12 protein-coding genes are annotated in these 15,830 nt (G+C 74.2%); 2 read left to right on the forward strand and 10 right to left on the reverse strand.

From position 1 onward, the window contains the following. The 4 genes from EV383_RS22720 to EV383_RS22735 all read right to left on the reverse strand — a co-directional run bounded on the left by EV383_RS22720 (position 1) and on the right by EV383_RS22735 (position 4,754). Positions 1–1,599: a glycosyltransferase family 39 protein gene (locus EV383_RS22720; protein WP_130291808.1), complete on the reverse strand. Its 1,599-nt coding sequence runs from the start codon at positions 1,597–1,599 to the stop codon at positions 1–3. Then, positions 1,596–3,125 (reverse strand): glycosyltransferase, encoded by a 1,530-nt coding sequence (locus tag EV383_RS22725; protein ID WP_242623250.1) that lies wholly within the window; start codon positions 3,123–3,125, stop codon positions 1,596–1,598. The genes EV383_RS22720 and EV383_RS22725 overlap by 4 nt, the downstream gene beginning before the upstream one ends. 15 nt (positions 3,126–3,140) lie before the next feature. Then, on the reverse strand, positions 3,141–3,605 hold the full coding sequence (locus tag EV383_RS22730; RefSeq protein ID WP_130291809.1) for a hypothetical protein: 465 nt from the start codon (positions 3,603–3,605) through the stop codon (positions 3,141–3,143). Positions 3,606–3,869: 264 nt separating this feature from the next. Next, a complete protein-coding gene (locus EV383_RS22735; RefSeq protein WP_130291810.1) occupies positions 3,870–4,754 on the reverse strand; it encodes an AAA family ATPase in 885 nt (294 codons plus the stop codon). Positions 4,755–4,876: 122 nt separating this feature from the next. Here EV383_RS22735 and EV383_RS22740 point away from each other — a divergent pair, with 122 nt between their 5' ends. Continuing rightward, entirely contained in the window at positions 4,877–7,009 is a 2,133-nt protein-coding gene (locus tag EV383_RS22740; RefSeq protein ID WP_130291811.1) for a RecQ family ATP-dependent DNA helicase, read from the forward strand. 16 nt (positions 7,010–7,025) lie between these two features. Continuing rightward, positions 7,026–7,457 carry a nitroreductase/quinone reductase family protein gene (locus EV383_RS22745; protein ID WP_130291812.1) on the forward strand — a complete coding sequence of 144 codons (432 nt, stop codon included), beginning with the start codon at positions 7,026–7,028 and terminating at the stop codon, positions 7,455–7,457. Positions 7,458–7,501: 44 nt separating this feature from the next. On the opposite strand, the gene EV383_RS22750 is transcribed toward EV383_RS22745, so the two are convergent. The 6 genes from EV383_RS22750 to EV383_RS22775 all read right to left on the reverse strand — a co-directional run bounded on the left by EV383_RS22750 (position 7,502) and on the right by EV383_RS22775 (position 15,789). Next, positions 7,502–8,803: a methyltransferase domain-containing protein gene (locus EV383_RS22750; protein ID WP_130291813.1), complete on the reverse strand. Its 1,302-nt coding sequence runs from the start codon at positions 8,801–8,803 to the stop codon at positions 7,502–7,504. 51 nt (positions 8,804–8,854) lie between these two features. Continuing rightward, complete coding sequence (gene proB / locus EV383_RS22755; RefSeq protein WP_130291814.1) at positions 8,855–10,030, reverse strand: glutamate 5-kinase; 1,176 nt, start codon at positions 10,028–10,030, stop codon at positions 8,855–8,857. After that, positions 10,027–11,520: a GTPase ObgE gene (gene obgE, locus EV383_RS22760; protein ID WP_130291815.1), complete on the reverse strand. Its 1,494-nt coding sequence runs from the start codon at positions 11,518–11,520 to the stop codon at positions 10,027–10,029. Before obgE ends, proB begins: the two co-directional genes overlap by 4 nt. Before the next feature lie 118 nt (positions 11,521–11,638). Next, positions 11,639–11,896 carry a 50S ribosomal protein L27 gene (gene rpmA / locus EV383_RS22765; RefSeq protein ID WP_130291816.1) on the reverse strand — a complete coding sequence of 86 codons (258 nt, stop codon included), beginning with the start codon at positions 11,894–11,896 and terminating at the stop codon, positions 11,639–11,641. Positions 11,897–11,908: 12 nt separating this feature from the next. Next, positions 11,909–12,214 carry a 50S ribosomal protein L21 gene (gene rplU / locus EV383_RS22770; protein ID WP_130291817.1) on the reverse strand — a complete coding sequence of 102 codons (306 nt, stop codon included), beginning with the start codon at positions 12,212–12,214 and terminating at the stop codon, positions 11,909–11,911. Positions 12,215–12,363: 149 nt separating this feature from the next. After that, positions 12,364–15,789: a translation initiation factor IF-2 N-terminal domain-containing protein gene (locus EV383_RS22775; RefSeq protein ID WP_130291818.1), complete on the reverse strand. Its 3,426-nt coding sequence runs from the start codon at positions 15,787–15,789 to the stop codon at positions 12,364–12,366. Between the last annotated feature and the right edge of the window lie 41 nt (positions 15,790–15,830).

The following is a 15,830-nucleotide window of genomic DNA, read 5'->3' on the forward strand; positions in this document are numbered from 1 at the left end:
TCACGTGACCTGCCACAGCGACCAGCCGTAGGACCACCGTGTGCTCCCCGGCCACCGAGCCACCTCCCGTGCCCAGCCGGTCGCGGCCGGGTCCGGATGGGTCGAGCGCACGGCGTCGACACCGCCGCGGTCGTTGCGCAGGACGTAGCGGATCCCGTGCGCGGCGGGGTCGGCCAGGGCCGCGGCGAACCCGTCGTCGGAGGTGATCAGGAACCGCTCCGGGTGTGCGGAGGCGGCGACGACCGCGAACGCCGCCCCGGAGTCGGCCAGGACGCCGCCCTCGGGCAGGTCCATCGCGTCGAGACGGGCGGCGATCGCGCGGTCGTCGGCCCACATGCCGTTCGCCCCGGTGTCGGTGACGGCACGTCCCAGCGCGGTGTCGACGACCGGCCGGACGCGCAGGTACTCCTGGCTCGCGAGGACGGGTGCGTTCGTCACGAGCACCGCCGACGTGACCGTGGAGCCGCCCAGCACGAGTACGGCCAGCGCCGCCGCTCCCACCGAGCGCCACCCGCGCCGTCGCGGTGCCCCGGCCAGCAGGACCGCCACCAGCACGGCGAGCAGCGGCAGCACCATGATCTGGTAGCGCAGGAAGCCGAACAGGTTCCCGCTCGCGCGCAACAGCCACTCCAGGGCGAGCACCGAGCCGAGCACGGTCACCGGGACCGGCGCGGAGACGTCACGCCGGCGCCACGTCACCCAGCCGGCGGCGAGGAGCACCGGGAGCCCGAGCGGGGCCAGCGCGGCGAGCTGGCGGGCGACGTCGGCGAGACCGCCGGAGCCGGCCGCGGAGACCAGCGCGGCATTGCCGTAGGCCGAGGTGAACTGCTCGAACGGCGATCCGACGATCACCGCGCTGAGCACCGCCCAGACCACGAACGCCGCGGCCGCCGGGAGCCCGGCCAGCAGCACGTCGACCAGGACGGCGTGCCGGTCCCGGGTGCGTACCGCGGTCACGACGGCGACCAGGACGGTCACCGCGGCGGCGGGCACGATCGCCTCGTAGCGGGCCAGGTAGCCCAGACCGAGGAACAGCCCGGCGGCGACGAGGTCGTTCGTGCGCCCGCCGTCACGGACCCACCGCAGCAGCGCGCGCACCGCGAGCAGCAGGAACAGCATCAGCAGGGCCTCGGTCATGCCGTTCGTGCCGTAGATCAGCACCAGCGGCGACAGCGCGAACAGCCCCACGACGAGCACCCGTGCACCGGCCCGGACGCGCAGATCGGACACGATCCCGTGCAGCGCCGCCACCGCACCGGCCATCGACACCGCCGAGAGCAGCACCGCCAGGTATCCCGTGGACACCAGGCCGGGGAACAGGGCCCGCAGCGGTGCGAACGGCACCATCAGCAGCGCCGGCAACGGCGTCCACACGAACCCGACCGCGGCCAGCTTGGGGTCGGACGCCGAGGTCACCGAGCTCGCCGCGGAGACCCGCGCCAGGGCGTCCTCCATGATCGAGTCGAAGCCGAACACCAGCACGGTCCCGATCAGCAGGTAGCCCAGCAGCGCGGCGGCGAACACGGCGCCGGTGCGCGTCGGACGACGGGGCGGCGCGGACGCGGGCGTCACCCGCGAGCGGTCAAGGACGGTGGTCACGAGACACCTCCGGAGACGGTGGCCGGCGCGTCCAGGCCGTGGGTGGTCTTCTCCCAGTAGGACGGCCGGCGGACCAGCTGGAGCACGGCCTTCGCCGCGGCCAGCGACATCAGCACCCAGTAGGCGGGCACCACCAGCGCGGCCGGGGCGAGCTGCGGCTTGCCGGCGGCACGGGCGACGGCCACACCGGAGTGGACCGCGGCCAGCGTGCCGAGCATCCAGGCCGCCGTCCCGAGGTAGTAGGTCGGTGCCGGGAACAGGGCCGCGACGAACGCGGGCTCCCCCAGCCACCACAACGCCGTCAGGCCCCAGAAGACCGGGTTGAGCAGCGCCAGGACCGGCGTCGCCAGGACGAACAGCAGCAGGCCACCGACACCGCGGGTGCCGATCGCGCGGTGCAGCTCGCGCGGGCGTCGCAGGGCCACCAGGACGCTCTGCAGGTAACCCTTGTACCAGCGGGAACGCTGCTTGACCCAGTTGATCGCGTCGCTGTTGGCCTCCTCCAGCGTGGTGCTGCCCAGCATCGCCGTGCGCCAGCCGTGCCGCGCCAGCCGGATGCCGAGATCGGCGTCCTCGGTGACGTTCCAGGCGTCCCAGGCCCCCATCCCGACGAGCACGTCGCGGCGGATGTGGTTGGACGTGCCGCCCAGCGGGATCGGAGCGCGCGTCGCCATCAGGCCGGGCAGGAACCAGCGGAACCAGACGTCGTACTCCAGGGTGAACCAGCGGGTGAGCAGGTTCTGCTCGGCGTTGTGGTAGCTCAGCCGTGCCTGCAGGCAGGCCAGATCGGAACCACGCCCCGGTCCCGCCGCGGCCTCGGCGCGGCGGAACGCGACGACGGCACGGCGCAGCTGCAGCGGCTCCGGGCGGTCCTCGGCGTCGTAGATCGTGACGAACTCCCCGGTCGCGCGGGTGAGCCCGAAGTTGCAGGCCTTCGGTTTGGTCCGCGGCTCCGACGGCGGCACCAGCACGATCTGCACCGGGGTACCCGGGCAGGCCCGGTGCGCGGCCGCGATCGTCGGCTCGTCGTCCTCCTCGAGCAGGAGCATGACCTCGAGCCGGTCGGCCGGGTAGTCCAGCCCGCGCAGACCGTCCACGAGGCGCGGGATCACCTCCGGCTCCCGGTAGGCGGGCACCAGCACGGTGTAGACGGGCAGGTCGGCGTCGGCGATCGCGTGGGCGGCGGCATCGTCGATCTCGATCGTCGGGTCGTCGGCGACGGCGCACCGGATCAGCAGCAGCCGGTGCACGGTCGCGGCGGCATAGACCACGACGAAGAACCCGGCCAGCCACACCCCGGTCGTCCGGGGGGCGAGCACCAGCCCGAGCACCAGCAGCAGGGCCACCACCAGCGCGACCACGCGGGCCGGACGCTCCGGGCGTGGGCGGGCGGAGAGCATCGGGTCGTGATCGGCCAGGCCGTCGGTGGCCAGCCGGACCCGGGCGGACAGCTCGGGTCCGGAACGGGCGTCGGCGACCGCGGGCGGCACGGACGGGATCGGCAGCAGGGCCGGACGGGCGCGCACGGTGGCCTCCGGGTCTCAGACGGCGGGCAGCGGACGGACGCCGGGACGCAGCCGGCGGGCGAGGAGGACCAGCACCGGACCCGCGACGAGGGCCACGGCGGTCGCGTGCACCGCGGGGGTGTCGGGCAGCAGCTGCCAGGGAGCCGGCCAGCCGAGCACCAGCAGGGCCGGCACGGCGCGGGCGTGCCAGAGCCGTCGCGCCCCGACGCCGAGCGCCAGCACCACGACCGCCGCGGGTGCGGCCGCCAGCACTCCGAGGGCACGGGCCGGCTCGACGACCTGTCCGATCAGCAACGCGACCGCGGCGACCGCGGCGCCGGCGGCGAGGATCTGGTCGAGCTCGCGGTCGTGGATCGCCGGTCCGGACGGGCGCTCCCGGAGGAGCAGCGCCGCCGCGACGAGGGCGAGCACCGGCGCGACGAGCAGCTCGGGCGAGCCCGCCAGGATCGCGGCGACGGCCTGCGCGGAGCCGACGGTCACGAGAGCGACAATCACACCGAGTGACACCATCGGCCGCCGCCGGTGATCACCGCGACGGAACGCAACCGACCGCACACGGAGCGATCGTTGCAGCTCAGAAGGCCTTTCCGGCACCGCCAAGGTCGTCATGCGACAGAGGTCGCCACTGCCCCGGCAATCGTTACCCGTGCAACTACCAGCGGTCTGTGACGACAGACACGGCCGTACGGGCTAACGCGAGTGAACCGTCGGCCGACCCGGTCCGACCGGCCCGTCGCAGGCTCCTCAGTTGAGCCGCAGCTCCGCGGCGGCCTTCTCCGCATCGGACTGGTGCTTGAGGACGACGCCGAGGGTCGCGCGGACCGTGTCGTCGTCGAGCGTGTCCAGGCCCAGCGCCAGGATCGTGCGGCCCCAGTCGATCGTCTCGGCGACGCTCGGGGCCTTGCGCAGCTCCATCGCGCGCAGCACGCGGACGGTGCGGACGAGGGCGTCGGTGAGGCTCTCGGTGAGCTCCGGGACGCGCGAGGCGACGATGCGCCGTTCCAGGTCGGCGTCCGGGAAGTCCAGGTGCAGGAACAGGCAGCGACGCTTGAGCGCCTCGGACAGCTCGCGCGTGGAGTTCGAGGTCAGCAGCGCGAACGGGCGCCGGGTCGCGGTGACCGTGCCCATCTCCGGGATCGAGACCTGGTAGTCCGAGAGCACCTCGAGCAACAGGCCCTCGACCTCGACGTCGGCCTTGTCGATCTCGTCGATCAGCAGGACGGTCGGGTCGCTGCGCCGGATCGCGGTGAGCAGCGGGCGCGGGAGCAGGAACTCCTCGGAGAACACGTCGTCGCGGGTGGCGTCCCAGCCCTCGGTCCCCTGCCCGGCGGTGATCCGCAGGAGCTGCTTGGCGTGGTTCCACTCGTAGAGCGCGCGGGCCTCGTCGATGCCCTCGTAGCACTGCAGGCGGACGAGGCCGGAGCCCGTCGCCTCGGCCACGGCCTTGGCCAGCTCGGTCTTGCCGACGCCGGCGGGACCCTCCACGAGCAGCGGTTTGCCCAGCTTGTCGGCCAGGTAGACGGTCGTGGCGACGCCCGTGGACGCGAGGTAGCCGACGCCTCCCAAGCGCTCGACGACGTCGTCGACCGACCCGAACTGCGGAGACTGCAAAGCACTCACGCCGATCATCCTGCCCTGCGGCCCCCGGATCCGCCGCACCGTGGCCGCCCGCGGGTGACCCGGGTCACCACCGCGGTTCCCCGCTCCCGATCGACGGGGGCGGGCGCGAATTGTCGGGGGTGGGGGCCACCATGGTTCCCGTGACGACCACCGAGCAGGATCTGCGCACCCGGGCCGAGGAGATCCTCGGCACCCTGGCCGGGGGCGACGCCCGGCTGCGTGAGGACCAGTGGACCGCGATCGAGGCGCTGGTCGCGCAGCACCGTCGTGCGCTGGTCGTGCAGCGGACCGGGTGGGGCAAGTCCGCGGTCTACTTCGTGGCCACGGCGCTGCTGCGCGAGCAGGGCGCCGGGCCGACGGTGATCGTCTCGCCGCTGCTGGCGCTGATGCGGAACCAGATCGACGCCGCGATCCGGGCCGGGATCGTCGCGGTCACCGTGAACTCGGCGAACAGCGACGAGTGGGACTCGGTCTACTCCGAGATCCAGGCCGGCGACGTCGACGTCCTGCTGGTCAGCCCGGAGCGGCTGAACAACCCCGACTTCCGCGACCGCGTGCTGCCCGAGCTCGCCGCGACGGCCGGGATGCTCGTGGTCGACGAGGCGCACTGTGTCTCCGACTGGGGCCACGACTTCCGCCCGGACTACCGCCGTCTGCGCACCCTGATCTCGGACCTGCCGTCGGGCATCCCCGTGCTGGCCACGACGGCGACGGCGAACGACCGGGTGGTCCGCGACGTCACCGAGCAGCTCGGCATCGGCCGGGAGTCCTCCGACGACGGTGGCACGCTCGTCCTGCGCGGCTCGCTGGACCGGGAGAGCCTGCGCCTGTCGGTCGTCGCTCTGCCGACGCCGGCCCGGCGCCTGGCCTGGCTCGCCTCGCGCCTGGAGGAGCTGCCCGGCGCCGGGATCATCTACACGCTCACCGTGGCGGCCACCGACGAGGTGGCCGCGTTCCTCACCGACCGCGGGTTCGCGGTGCGCTCCTACTCCGGCAAGACCGACCAGCAGGCCCGCCTGGACGCCGAGTCGGACCTGCTCGGCAACCGGGTCAAGGCCCTGGTGGCGACGAGCGCGCTGGGCATGGGCTTCGACAAGCCGGACCTCGGGTTCGTCGTGCACCTGGGCGCGCCCGGCTCGCCGGTGTCCTACTACCAGCAGATCGGCCGTGCGGGCCGCGCGCTGGACCGGGCCGAGGTGGTGCTGCTGCCCGGCCGGGAGGACCGCGACATCTGGGCCTACTTCGCCTCGCTGGCCTTCCCGCCGGAGCCGGTGGTCCGCCAGACCCTCGACGTGCTGTCGCCGGTGCCGCAGTCGACGGCGTCGATCGAGACGCGGGTGGACCTGTCCCGGACCCGGCTGGAGATGCTGCTCAAGGTCCTCGACTCCGACGGTGCCGCGAAGCGGGTCAAGGGCGGCTGGGTCGCGACCGGCGAGGAGTGGTTCTACGACGCCGACCGCCACCAGCGGGTCGCCGCCGCCCGCAAGGAGGAGCAGCAGGCGATGCTCGACTACATCGCCACCACCGAGTGCCGCCTGGTGTTCCTGCGCCGCCAGCTCGACGATCCCGACCCGACGCCGTGCGGGCGTTGCGACACCTGCACCGGCACCGTGTGGTCCGACGAGGTCACCGGGGACAGCGAGGCCGCGGCGACCGAGCGGCTGGCCCGGCCGGGCGTCGAGGTCGCGCCGCGCAAGCAGTGGCCCAGCGGGATGAAGGAGCTCGACGTCCCGGCGTCGGGCAGGATCGCGGCGGGCGAGCTGGCGGGCACCGGGCGGGCCATCGGGCGCCTGTCCGACATCGGCTGGGGCACCCGGCTGCGCGAGCTGCTCGGCTCGCCCGACTCCCCCGCCGAGGACGTCCCGGTACCGAAGGACGTGCTCGACGCCGTGGTGACGGTGCTGGCCGGGTGGGGCTGGGAACGCCGCCCGGTCGGGGTCGTCGGGATCGGGTCGCGCACCCGCCCGCACCAGCTGGAGCACCTGGCCCGGAGGATCTCGGAGATCGGGCGGCTGCCGCTGCTCGGCACACTGCCCCCGGCCGGTGAGCGCCCCGGACAGCGGGCCAACTCCGCCCAGCGTCTCGCGGCGGTGTGGGAGGGCTTCGACACCTCGGCGCTGCCGGACCTGTCCGGCCTGGACGGTCCGGTCCTGCTGGTCGACGACCTCGTCGACTCCGGCTGGACGATGACGGTCGCCGCCCGCGCCGTGCGGCGGGCCGGGGCGCCGGAGGTCCTGCCGCTGGCGCTGGCCGTGGCCGGCTGAGGCATAGGCTCGGGTCATGCCGTCCGACTTCCTGCTCAAGACCATGAACTCCGCCCATCGGCTGATGATCTCCGCGACCGGTGGGCGCCTCGGTCACGACGCGATGGGCATGCCCGTCCTGGAGCTGACCACGATCGGCCGCAAGACCGGTCAGGCCCGGTCGGTGATGCTCACCGCGCCCCTGCAGGAGGGTGACGCCTACGTCGTCGTCGCCTCCCGCGGCGGGGACGACACGCACCCGGCGTGGTTCCTGAACCTGCGCGACGAGCCCGACGTCGAGGTCGCGGTCAAGGGCGGGCCCCGGCAGCCGATGCGGGCCCGGATCGCCGACGCCGAGACCCGCGCCCGGATGTGGCCGACGATCGCGGACCGCTACAAGAACTACGCCGGCTACCAGCGCCGCACCGAGCGGGAGATCCCGCTGGTGCTCCTCGAACCGCGGGCCTGACACCGGTCCGCGCCGCCGGCGCCCGCGGTCGCCCGCCGGTCGCGTCAGACTCTCGCGTCCGTTTGTTCAGCGGCGTGCGGCGGCCAGCTCAGCACGAGACGTGCGTGCTCGGTCCGCACCACGACGCCGTCCCCATGCCGGTCGTCCCCGTGCCGGTCGTCCCCGTGCCGGTCGTCCCCATGCCGGTCGTCCCCATGCCGGTCGTCAGGGCGCGGGCCCGGCGCTGGCATCTCGGCACGGATCCGCAGGTCGGCGGCGTGCGGTCGGCCCGCGGCGACCCAGCCGCGGACCAGCCCCACGAGCCGGGCCGCGGCGACGCCCCCGGCCGGGCCGAACGTCGCGATGCCCCCGCTCGGCTCCGCCATCAGCACCGCGACGCCGTCCCCCGCGGCGACGCCGACCGCCACCCGGTTCGGCCCCGACCCGAACATCGCCCGCCCGGTGTCGGACTCCGTGGCCGGCTCCTCGATCGCCAGCAGCCGGAACACCGCGGTGTCGGCCAGCGCGCACCAGAGGCCGAGCCCGTCCCAGACGTCGGTGACCGTCCCCGGCTCCGGGGACGGGTCGGCCGTCGCACCGGGGCCGGCCAGCGCCCGCCCGATCACGGCCGGGTCCGGTCCCCCGCACTCGGCGACCTGCACCGCCCAGCCGGTGCCCGCCAGCGCCACCGCGGCCGGGGCCGCGTCCGCCCCCTCCCCGCGCAGCCGGATGAACGCGCAGCTGCGGACCGACACCGAGTCCAGCCGTCCCGGCGCGGTCAGCTCGAACGCGACCGACAGCTGGCTGCCACGGACCGCGAGCGGAAGCAGCAGCCGTCCACCGGGGACGAGCTGCTCCACCCACTCCGGACGGATGTCGGTGCTGCCGACGGTGAGCTCGATCCGGTCGTAGGGCGCGTCCGGTGGGTGCCCGGCGGCGCCGTCCGCGGTCACCGCCCGGACGCCCGGCACCCCGGCGGCGTCCAGGTTCCGGACGGTGTCACGGACCAGGTCGTCGTCGATGTCGACCGTCGTCACCGCACCGGAGGGGCCGACGATCCGGGCGAGCAGCCCCGCGTTCCAGCCCGCCCCGGCCCCGATCTCGAGCACGCGGTGACCGGGCGCGGCGGCGAGCTGCTCAAGCATGATCGCCACCATCGACGGCTGGGACACCGAGCTGATCGTCGCGCCGTCGACGACCTTGATCGCGACCGCCTCGTCGGCGTAGGCCTCGGCGGGCGTCAGGTCGGGCAGGAACAGGTGCCGCGGCACCGACGCGAGCGCGTCGCGCACCGCGGGCGTGCGCACCCGGCCGTCGCGCAGCAGGTCGCTGACCAGCCGCGCACGCGCCCGGTCGGCCTGCGACATGCGCGCATCATGTCGGCACCCGGTCCCCCGCGACAACCCGGCGGACCGAGATCAGAGCAGGACCAGGTCGTCGGCGTGGACGATCTCGCGGCGTTGCTCCGGCGGGAGCTCGTGGGTGCGGCGGCCGATCATGGCCGGGAGCTCGGTCGCGTCGTAGCCGACGACTCCCCGGCCGACCGGGCGTCCGTGCGGGCCGAGGAGCTCCACGACGTCGCCGGCGTCGAAGTCCCCGGACACGCCGTGGATCCCGGCGGCCAGCAGGGAGCGACGGCGCTTGCGGACGGCCTCGACGGCGCCGGCGTCGATGTCCAGTGCGCCGCGGACGTCGGCGGCGTGGCGCAGCCAGAACCGGCGCGCCGACATCCGGCGCCCCGACGAGTGGAACGCCGTGCCTACCTTCGGCCCGTCCGGACCCGCGTCGAGCGCCGCGGCGGCGTCCTCGGCCGCGGCGAGGAGCACCGGGATCCCGGCCGCCGACGCCATCGCCGCCGCCGTGATCTTCGTGGCCATCCCGCCGGTGCCCAGGCCGGATCCGGGCCGGGCGACGCCGACCGCCCCCAGATCGGCGGGGTCGGCGACCTCGGAGAGCAGGCGCGCGTCCGGGCCGCGCGGGTCGCCGTCGTAGAGCCCGTCGACGTCGGAGAGCAGCACCAGCGCGTCCGCGCCGACGATGTGGGCGACGAGGGCGGCGAGCCGGTCGTTGTCACCGACCCGGATCTCGTCGGTGGCCACGGTGTCGTTCTCGTTGACCACCGGCACCGAGCCGAGGCCGAGCAGGCGTTCCAGCGTCCGCTGCGCGTTGCGGTAGTTCGCGCGGCGGATCATGTCGTCGGCGGTGAGCAGGACCTGCCCGATGCCCTGGCCGTGCCGGGCGAACGACGCCGAGTAGGCGTGCGCGAGCAGCAGCTGCCCGACCGCGGCCGCGGCCTGCTGGGTGGCCAGGTCCCGGGGACGGCGACGCAGCGACAGCGGCGCGAGCCCGGCCGCGATCGCCCCGGACGAGACGAGCACGACCTGCGCCCCCGCCTCCCGGCGCGCCATCAGCGCGTCCACCAGGGAGTCCAGCCGCGCCGGGTCGAGCCCGCCGCCCAGGCTGGTCAACGACGACGAGCCGACCTTCACCACGATCCGCCGGGCCGTCCCCAGGGACACCCGCGTGGACGACGGTGCCCCCGGCTGCGATGCGGTCGGAGCCGGGCCGGCGGCGGGGCGGTCGGCGGCGGTCATCGCTCCGGTGCGTCCAGATCGTGATCGGACGAGTAGCGCGCTCCCGCCCCGAGCTCGGCGTCGGACAGGTGCGCCCGGCGGGCCGCACGGGCCCGCTTGCGCTCGTCGGCGCCCACGCGGTCGGGGTCGTCGAGACGACGGTCGGTGCCGCGCCCGGACATCAGCACGGCCATGCCGGCCGGGGTGCTGGGCTCCCAGTCGAACGTCACCTCGCCGATGGTGACCGGGCAGCCGGGGACCGCACCGGCCTTGGCCAGCGCCTCCTCCACCCCGAGCCGGGCCAGCCGGTCGCCGAGGTAGCCGACGGCCTCGTCGTTGTCGAACGAGGTCTGGCGGATCCAGCGCTCCGGGCGCTCGCCGCGGACGATGAACCCGCCCTCGTTCTCGTGGTCGGTCTCGATCGTGAAGCCGGTGTCGCCGACGCCCTTGGGCCGGAGCACGATCCGGGTCGGCTCGGGCGCCGGTGTGGCGGCACGCTCCGCGGCGACCCGCTCGGCCATCGCGAACGACAGCTCGCGCAGCCCGGCACGGGTGGCGGTGGAGATCGAGTAGATCGGCCAGCCGAAGCGTTCGGCCAGGTCGGCGCGCACGATGTCGACCAGGTCGGCCGCGTCCGGCACGTCGACCTTGTTCAGGGCGATCAGGCGCGGTCGCTCGTCGAGGCTGCCGCCCAGCGCCGGGGTGTAGCGGGCGAGCTCCTCCTCCAGCGCGACGACGTCGGCGACCGGGTCGCGGTCGGTCTCGAACGTCGCGCAGTCCACGACGTGCACCAGCACCGAGCAGCGCTCGATGTGGCGGAGGAACTCCAGGCCCAGCCCGCGGCCGTCGGAGGCACCGGGGATCAGGCCGGGGACGTCGGCGACGGTGTAGGTCTCGTCGCCGGCGCTGACGACGCCGAGCTGGGGCACCAGGGTGGTGAACGGGTAGTCGGCGATCTTCGGGCGGGCCGCGGACAGCGCCGCGACCAGCGAGGACTTGCCGGCCGACGGGAACCCGACGAGCCCGACGTCGGCGAGGGACCGCAGCTCGAGGGTCAGCTCGACCTGCTCGCCGGGCTCTCCGAGCAGCGCGAACCCGGGGGCCTTGCGGGCCGGTGAGGCGAGTGCGGCGTTGCCGAGCCCACCGCGGCCGCCCTGGGCGGCGACGAACCGGGTCCCGGCGCCGACCAGGTCGGCGACGATCTCGCCGAATTGGTCGAACACCACGGTGCCGTCGGGGACGAGCATCTCCATGTCCGGCGCGCTGGCCCCGGCCTTGAACGAGCCCTGGCCCTGGGTGCCGTTGCGGGCGCTGGCGTGCGGGCGGTGGTGGAAGTCGAGCAGCGTGTGCACGCCGGGGTCGACGACCAGGATGATCGACCCTCCCCGGCCGCCGTTGCCGCCGTCGGGGCCACCGAGCGGCTTGAACTTCTCCTTGTGCACCGAGGCACAGCCGTTGCCCCCGGCCCCCGCGGTCGCGTGCAGCACGACCCGATCGACGAACCGGGACATCAGCGGTACCTCCTCATCTGGACGAACTGGGTCGAACACGAACTGGTCTGACACGACGAACGGCGGGCCACCCGAAGGGTGACCCGCCGTCGGCGTACGTAGCTGGTGGCGAGAACCCTCAGGCCTCGACCGGCACGATGTTCACGGTCTTGCGACCGGACTTGTGCCCGAACTGCACCGAGCCCTCGATCAGGGCGTACAGCGTGTCGTCCTTGCCGCGGCCGACGCCGACGCCCGGGTGGGTCGCGGTGCCACGCTGGCGGATGATGATCTCACCGGCCTTGACGGTCTGGCCGCCGAAGCGCTTGACGCCCAGGTACTGGGCGTTGGAGTCGCGGCCGTTACGGGAGCTGGACGCACCCTTCTTGTGTGCCATGAATGCGTCTCCCTACTTGCCGATGCTCGTGACCTGGACCGTCGTCAGGGGCTGACGGTGCCCCTGACGCTTGTGGTACCCGGTCTTGTTCTTGAACTTGTGAATGCGGATCTTGGGGCCCTTGGTGTGCTCGACGATCGTCGCGGCCACCGCGGAGGTGAGGCCGGACACGTCCGTGGACACCTGGTCACCGTCGACGAGCATGACGGCGGGCAGGACGATCTTGGCGCCCGGCTCACCGTCGATCTTCTCGACGGTGACCGTGTCGTCCACGGCCACCTTGTACTGCTTGCCACCGGTCTTGACGATCGCGTACATCGCTGACGCACGACTCCTGGATATCGGGGGACACTGGCGCACTCGTGAGAGCGCGCACGCCATCACCCGAAATTCACTCGCAGGCGTGGCTCCTGTTGTCCCAGGGTACGGAACGGATTTCTGGAGGGTCAAACCGGGTCGCCCCCGGCTCAGTCCCCCGTGTCGGTGCTGGTCGGGGTCCCGCCGTCGGATCCCGCGCCGTCGGCGGGGGCGTCGACCGGCGGGCCGGCCGGACGCGACGCGGCCCGCCTGGTCCGGCGGGGCCGGGTGGTCACGGCCACCGGCTCGGGCTGCGGCGGCACCGGCGGGATCACCGGGGCCGTCTCCTGCGCTGCAGGGGTCTCGACGGCCGGACTCCCGGCCGGCGACGACGCCGCCTCGGGAGCGGCGGTCGTCGTGATGACGACCGGCTCCGCCGACGTCGACGGCGCTCCGGCCGAACGGCTGACCCGGCCACGCTTGCGACGTGGCGCGGGGGCCGGGGTCTCCTCCTCGGCCGGCACCGACGCCGGTGTCTCCACCGGAGCCTGCGCCTGCGCCTGCCCGGGAGCAGGAGCCTCCTCCACCGGAGCCGGGTCGGACGCCGCCGTGGCGGCCTGCTCCTCGTCCGGTGAGGTGGTCACCGGCGCTGTCGCGGAGACCGGCTCGGCCACCAGCTCCGGGACGTGCCCGGCGCCGGGACCCGGCTCGGGCGCGGGGCCCGCGTCGGTGACGGTCGAGGTCGGTGTCGAGTCCGGGGCGGCCTCGGAGTCGGCCCCCGACGTCGCGGCGCCCGAGGCGGAGGACCCCAGCGTCGCGGCGCCGACCAGTGCCACCCCGGCCGCGGCCGAGCTGGTGTCCACCTCGGGGGTGGCGGCCTTGTCCTGGCCACCCCGGCGACCGCCCCGGCCGCGGGAGCGACGGCTGCCGCCCTCGGAGCCGTTGCCGTCCCCGTTGCCGCCGTTCCCGTTGCCGTTGCTGCCGTTGCCGTTGTTCCCGCGGCCGTTCTGCTGCCCGTTCGACGAGCCGTTGCCGTGATGGTGGCCGTTGCCGTTGCTCTCCGGCGCCGGCCCGTCGGCCGAGACGATCACGCCGCGTCCGCGGCACGCCTCGCACGGGACGGAGAAGTGCTCGAGCAGCCCGCCCCCGACCCGCTTGCGGGTCATCTGGACCAGGCCCAGCGACGTCACCTCGGCCACCTGGTGGCGCGTGCGGTCGCGGGCCAGGCACTCGGTGAGCCGTCGCAGCACCAGGTCACGGTTGGCCTCGAGCACCATGTCGATGAAGTCGACGACGATGATCCCGCCGATGTCGCGCAGCCGCAGCTGGCGCACGACCTCCTCGGCGGCCTCGAGGTTGTTCCGGGTGACCGTCTCCTCGAGGTTGCCCCCGGAGCCGGTGAACTTGCCGGTGTTGACGTCGACGACGGTCATCGCCTCGGTGCGGTCGATCACCAGCGTGCCGCCCGAGGGCAGCCAGACCTTGCGGTCGAGCGCCTTGAGCAGCTGCTCGTCGATCCGGTGCTCGGTGAACACGTCGGACGGGCCGACGTGGCGGTGCATCCGGTCGCCGAGCTCCGGCGCGACGTGGTCCACGTAGTCCGACACCGTGTCCCACGCGTCGTCGCCGGAGATGATGAGCTTCGAGAAGTCCTCGTTGAACTGGTCGCGCACGACCTTGACCAGCATGTCCGGCTCTTCGTAGAGCAGGGTCGGCGCCTTGGGCGCCTTCGGGCCGGTCTTCTCCGACTTCTCCTTCACGACCTCCCACTGCGCCTGCAGCCGGCGGACGTCGCGCTCCAGCGCCTCGTGGCTGACGCCCTCGGACGCGGTGCGGATGATCACCCCGGCCTCGCTCGGGACGATCTCCTTGAGCATGTCCTTGAGCCGCTTGCGCTCGTTGTCGGGCAGCTTGCGGCTGATCCCTGCGGCGCTGCCGGAGGGCACGTAGACCAGGAAACGCCCGGCCAGGCTGATCTGGGTGGTCAGGCGGGCGCCCTTGTGGCCGACCGGGTCCTTCGTGACCTGGACCAGCACCGGGTCGCCGGAGGACAGGGCCTGCTCGATCCGGCGGGCCTTGCCGTTGAGCCCGGCCGCGTCCCAGTTGACCTCACCGGCGTAGAGCACGGCGTTGCGGCCGCGCCCGATGTCGACGAACGCCGCCTCCATCGAGGGCAGCACGTTCTGCACGCGGCCCAGGTAGATGTTGCCGACCATCGAGTTGCCGCCGGCCTGGCCGCCGGTGATGAAGTGCTCGACCAGGACGTCGTCCTCCAGCACGCCGATCTCGTTGCGGTCGGACAGCTGGCGGATCACCATCGTCCGCTCGACGGACTCGCGGCGGGCCAGGAACTCCGACTCGGACAGGATCGGCGGGCGGCGGCGACCGGCGTCGCGGCCGTCGCGACGGCGCTGGCGCTTGGCCTCCAGGCGGGTGGAGCCGCGGACGCTCTGCACCTGGTCGTCCGAGGACGACTCGTGGCCGGAGTCCCGCTCGCGGTCCCGCTCCCGCTCACGCGGCTGGCGGACCTTGGTGACGGTGTTGGGCGGGTCGTCCTCGGTGCGGTCCTCGGCACCGCCGTCCGAGCCCCCGCGACGGCGGCGACGGCGACGGCGGCGCGAGCCGGAACCGCTCTCGTCGGCGGAGTCGGAGGTGTCGTCGGACGAGTCGTCGGACTCGGACGAGTCCTCGGAGTCGTCGTCGGAGCCCGCGTCACCGGACGCGGAGTCCTCGGAGGACGAGTCGCCGGCCGGGGTGTCGGACTCGTCGGAGTCGTCACCGTCCTCGCCGTCGTACTCACCGTCGGCGCCACGCCCGCGGCCACGGCCACGGCGTCCACGACGACGGCGGCGGCGCGCGCCGTCGGAGTCGTCACCGTCGTCGGAGTCGTCGGCCGACTCCTGCTCCGACCCGGAGGTCTCGGCCTCGGTGGTCTGCTCGTCCGCCGGGACCTCGGACTCGGCGTCCTTCTTGCGGCCGCGACGGCCCCGACCGGACTTCCCGGACGGCTTCGCCCGGCCGCCGGAGGTGTCGTCGGAGTCCTCGTCCTCGGAGGCGGCCGCGGGCTCGGCGGCCGCCGGGGCCGGAGCGGCCGCCGCGGCGGCGGGCGCGGTCGGGGCCTGGAACATCGGGGCGGCGAACAGCGGGGCCCTGGCCGGCGCGGCCCTGCGGGCCGGACGGTCGGTGATCTGCAGGTCCGGGACGGCGGCGTCGTCCGGGGAGGTGTCGGAGGACACCGGGAGGAGCGCGTCGGCGGCGGCCGTGGAGAGCGCCTCCGACGCCGACTCGTCGACCACCGCCGCGCCGGGCACGTCGGCTGGGGCAGGCGCGTCGGCAGCGGCCGGGGCCTCGGGGGCGGCCGGGGTCTGGGTGGCGCCACCGAGGGCGGAGATCACCTGCTCGGCGGTGGCCCGGGTGATGCTGGACTGGGCGCTGCGGATCTCCTGGCCGAGGTCACCGAGTGCGGACAGGACCTCCTTGCTGGTCCGCCCGACGAACTTGGCCAGGGCGTGCACCCGCAGCCTCTCCGGGAGGTCGGCCGCGGACACCCCGGACTGCCCACCGGTTTTTCCGGCGGGCCCATCGTTGATCGACATTGAGCTCCTTCGCCCCCGGGCGCCCTCGTGGGGAAGGCGGC

Origin of the sequence: Pseudonocardia sediminis (assembly GCF_004217185.1) — a bacterium.
Lineage (GTDB): Bacteria > Actinomycetota > Actinomycetes > Mycobacteriales > Pseudonocardiaceae > Pseudonocardia > Pseudonocardia sediminis.

Excerpts from the sequence above, each read along its gene's own strand:
- rplU (WP_130291817.1), bottom strand. The coding sequence starts at position 12,214 with ATGTACGCGATCGTCAAGACCGGTGGCAAGCAGTACAAGGTGGCCGTG.
- EV383_RS22735 (WP_130291810.1), bottom strand. The coding sequence starts at position 4,754 with ATGATCGGCGTGAGTGCTTTGCAGTCTCCGCAGTTCGGGTCGGTCGAC.
- EV383_RS22775 (WP_130291818.1), bottom strand. The coding sequence starts at position 15,789 with ATGTCGATCAACGATGGGCCCGCCGGAAAAACCGGTGGGCAGTCCGGG.
- proB (WP_130291814.1), bottom strand. The coding sequence starts at position 10,030 with ATGACCGCCGCCGACCGCCCCGCCGCCGGCCCGGCTCCGACCGCATCG.
- EV383_RS22740 (WP_130291811.1), top strand. The coding sequence starts at position 4,877 with ATGGTTCCCGTGACGACCACCGAGCAGGATCTGCGCACCCGGGCCGAG.
- EV383_RS22750 (WP_130291813.1), bottom strand. The coding sequence starts at position 8,803 with ATGTCGCAGGCCGACCGGGCGCGTGCGCGGCTGGTCAGCGACCTGCTG.
- obgE (WP_130291815.1), bottom strand. The coding sequence starts at position 11,520 with ATGTCCCGGTTCGTCGATCGGGTCGTGCTGCACGCGACCGCGGGGGCC.
- rpmA (WP_130291816.1), bottom strand. The coding sequence starts at position 11,896 with ATGGCACACAAGAAGGGTGCGTCCAGCTCCCGTAACGGCCGCGACTCC.
- EV383_RS22745 (WP_130291812.1), top strand. The coding sequence starts at position 7,026 with ATGCCGTCCGACTTCCTGCTCAAGACCATGAACTCCGCCCATCGGCTG.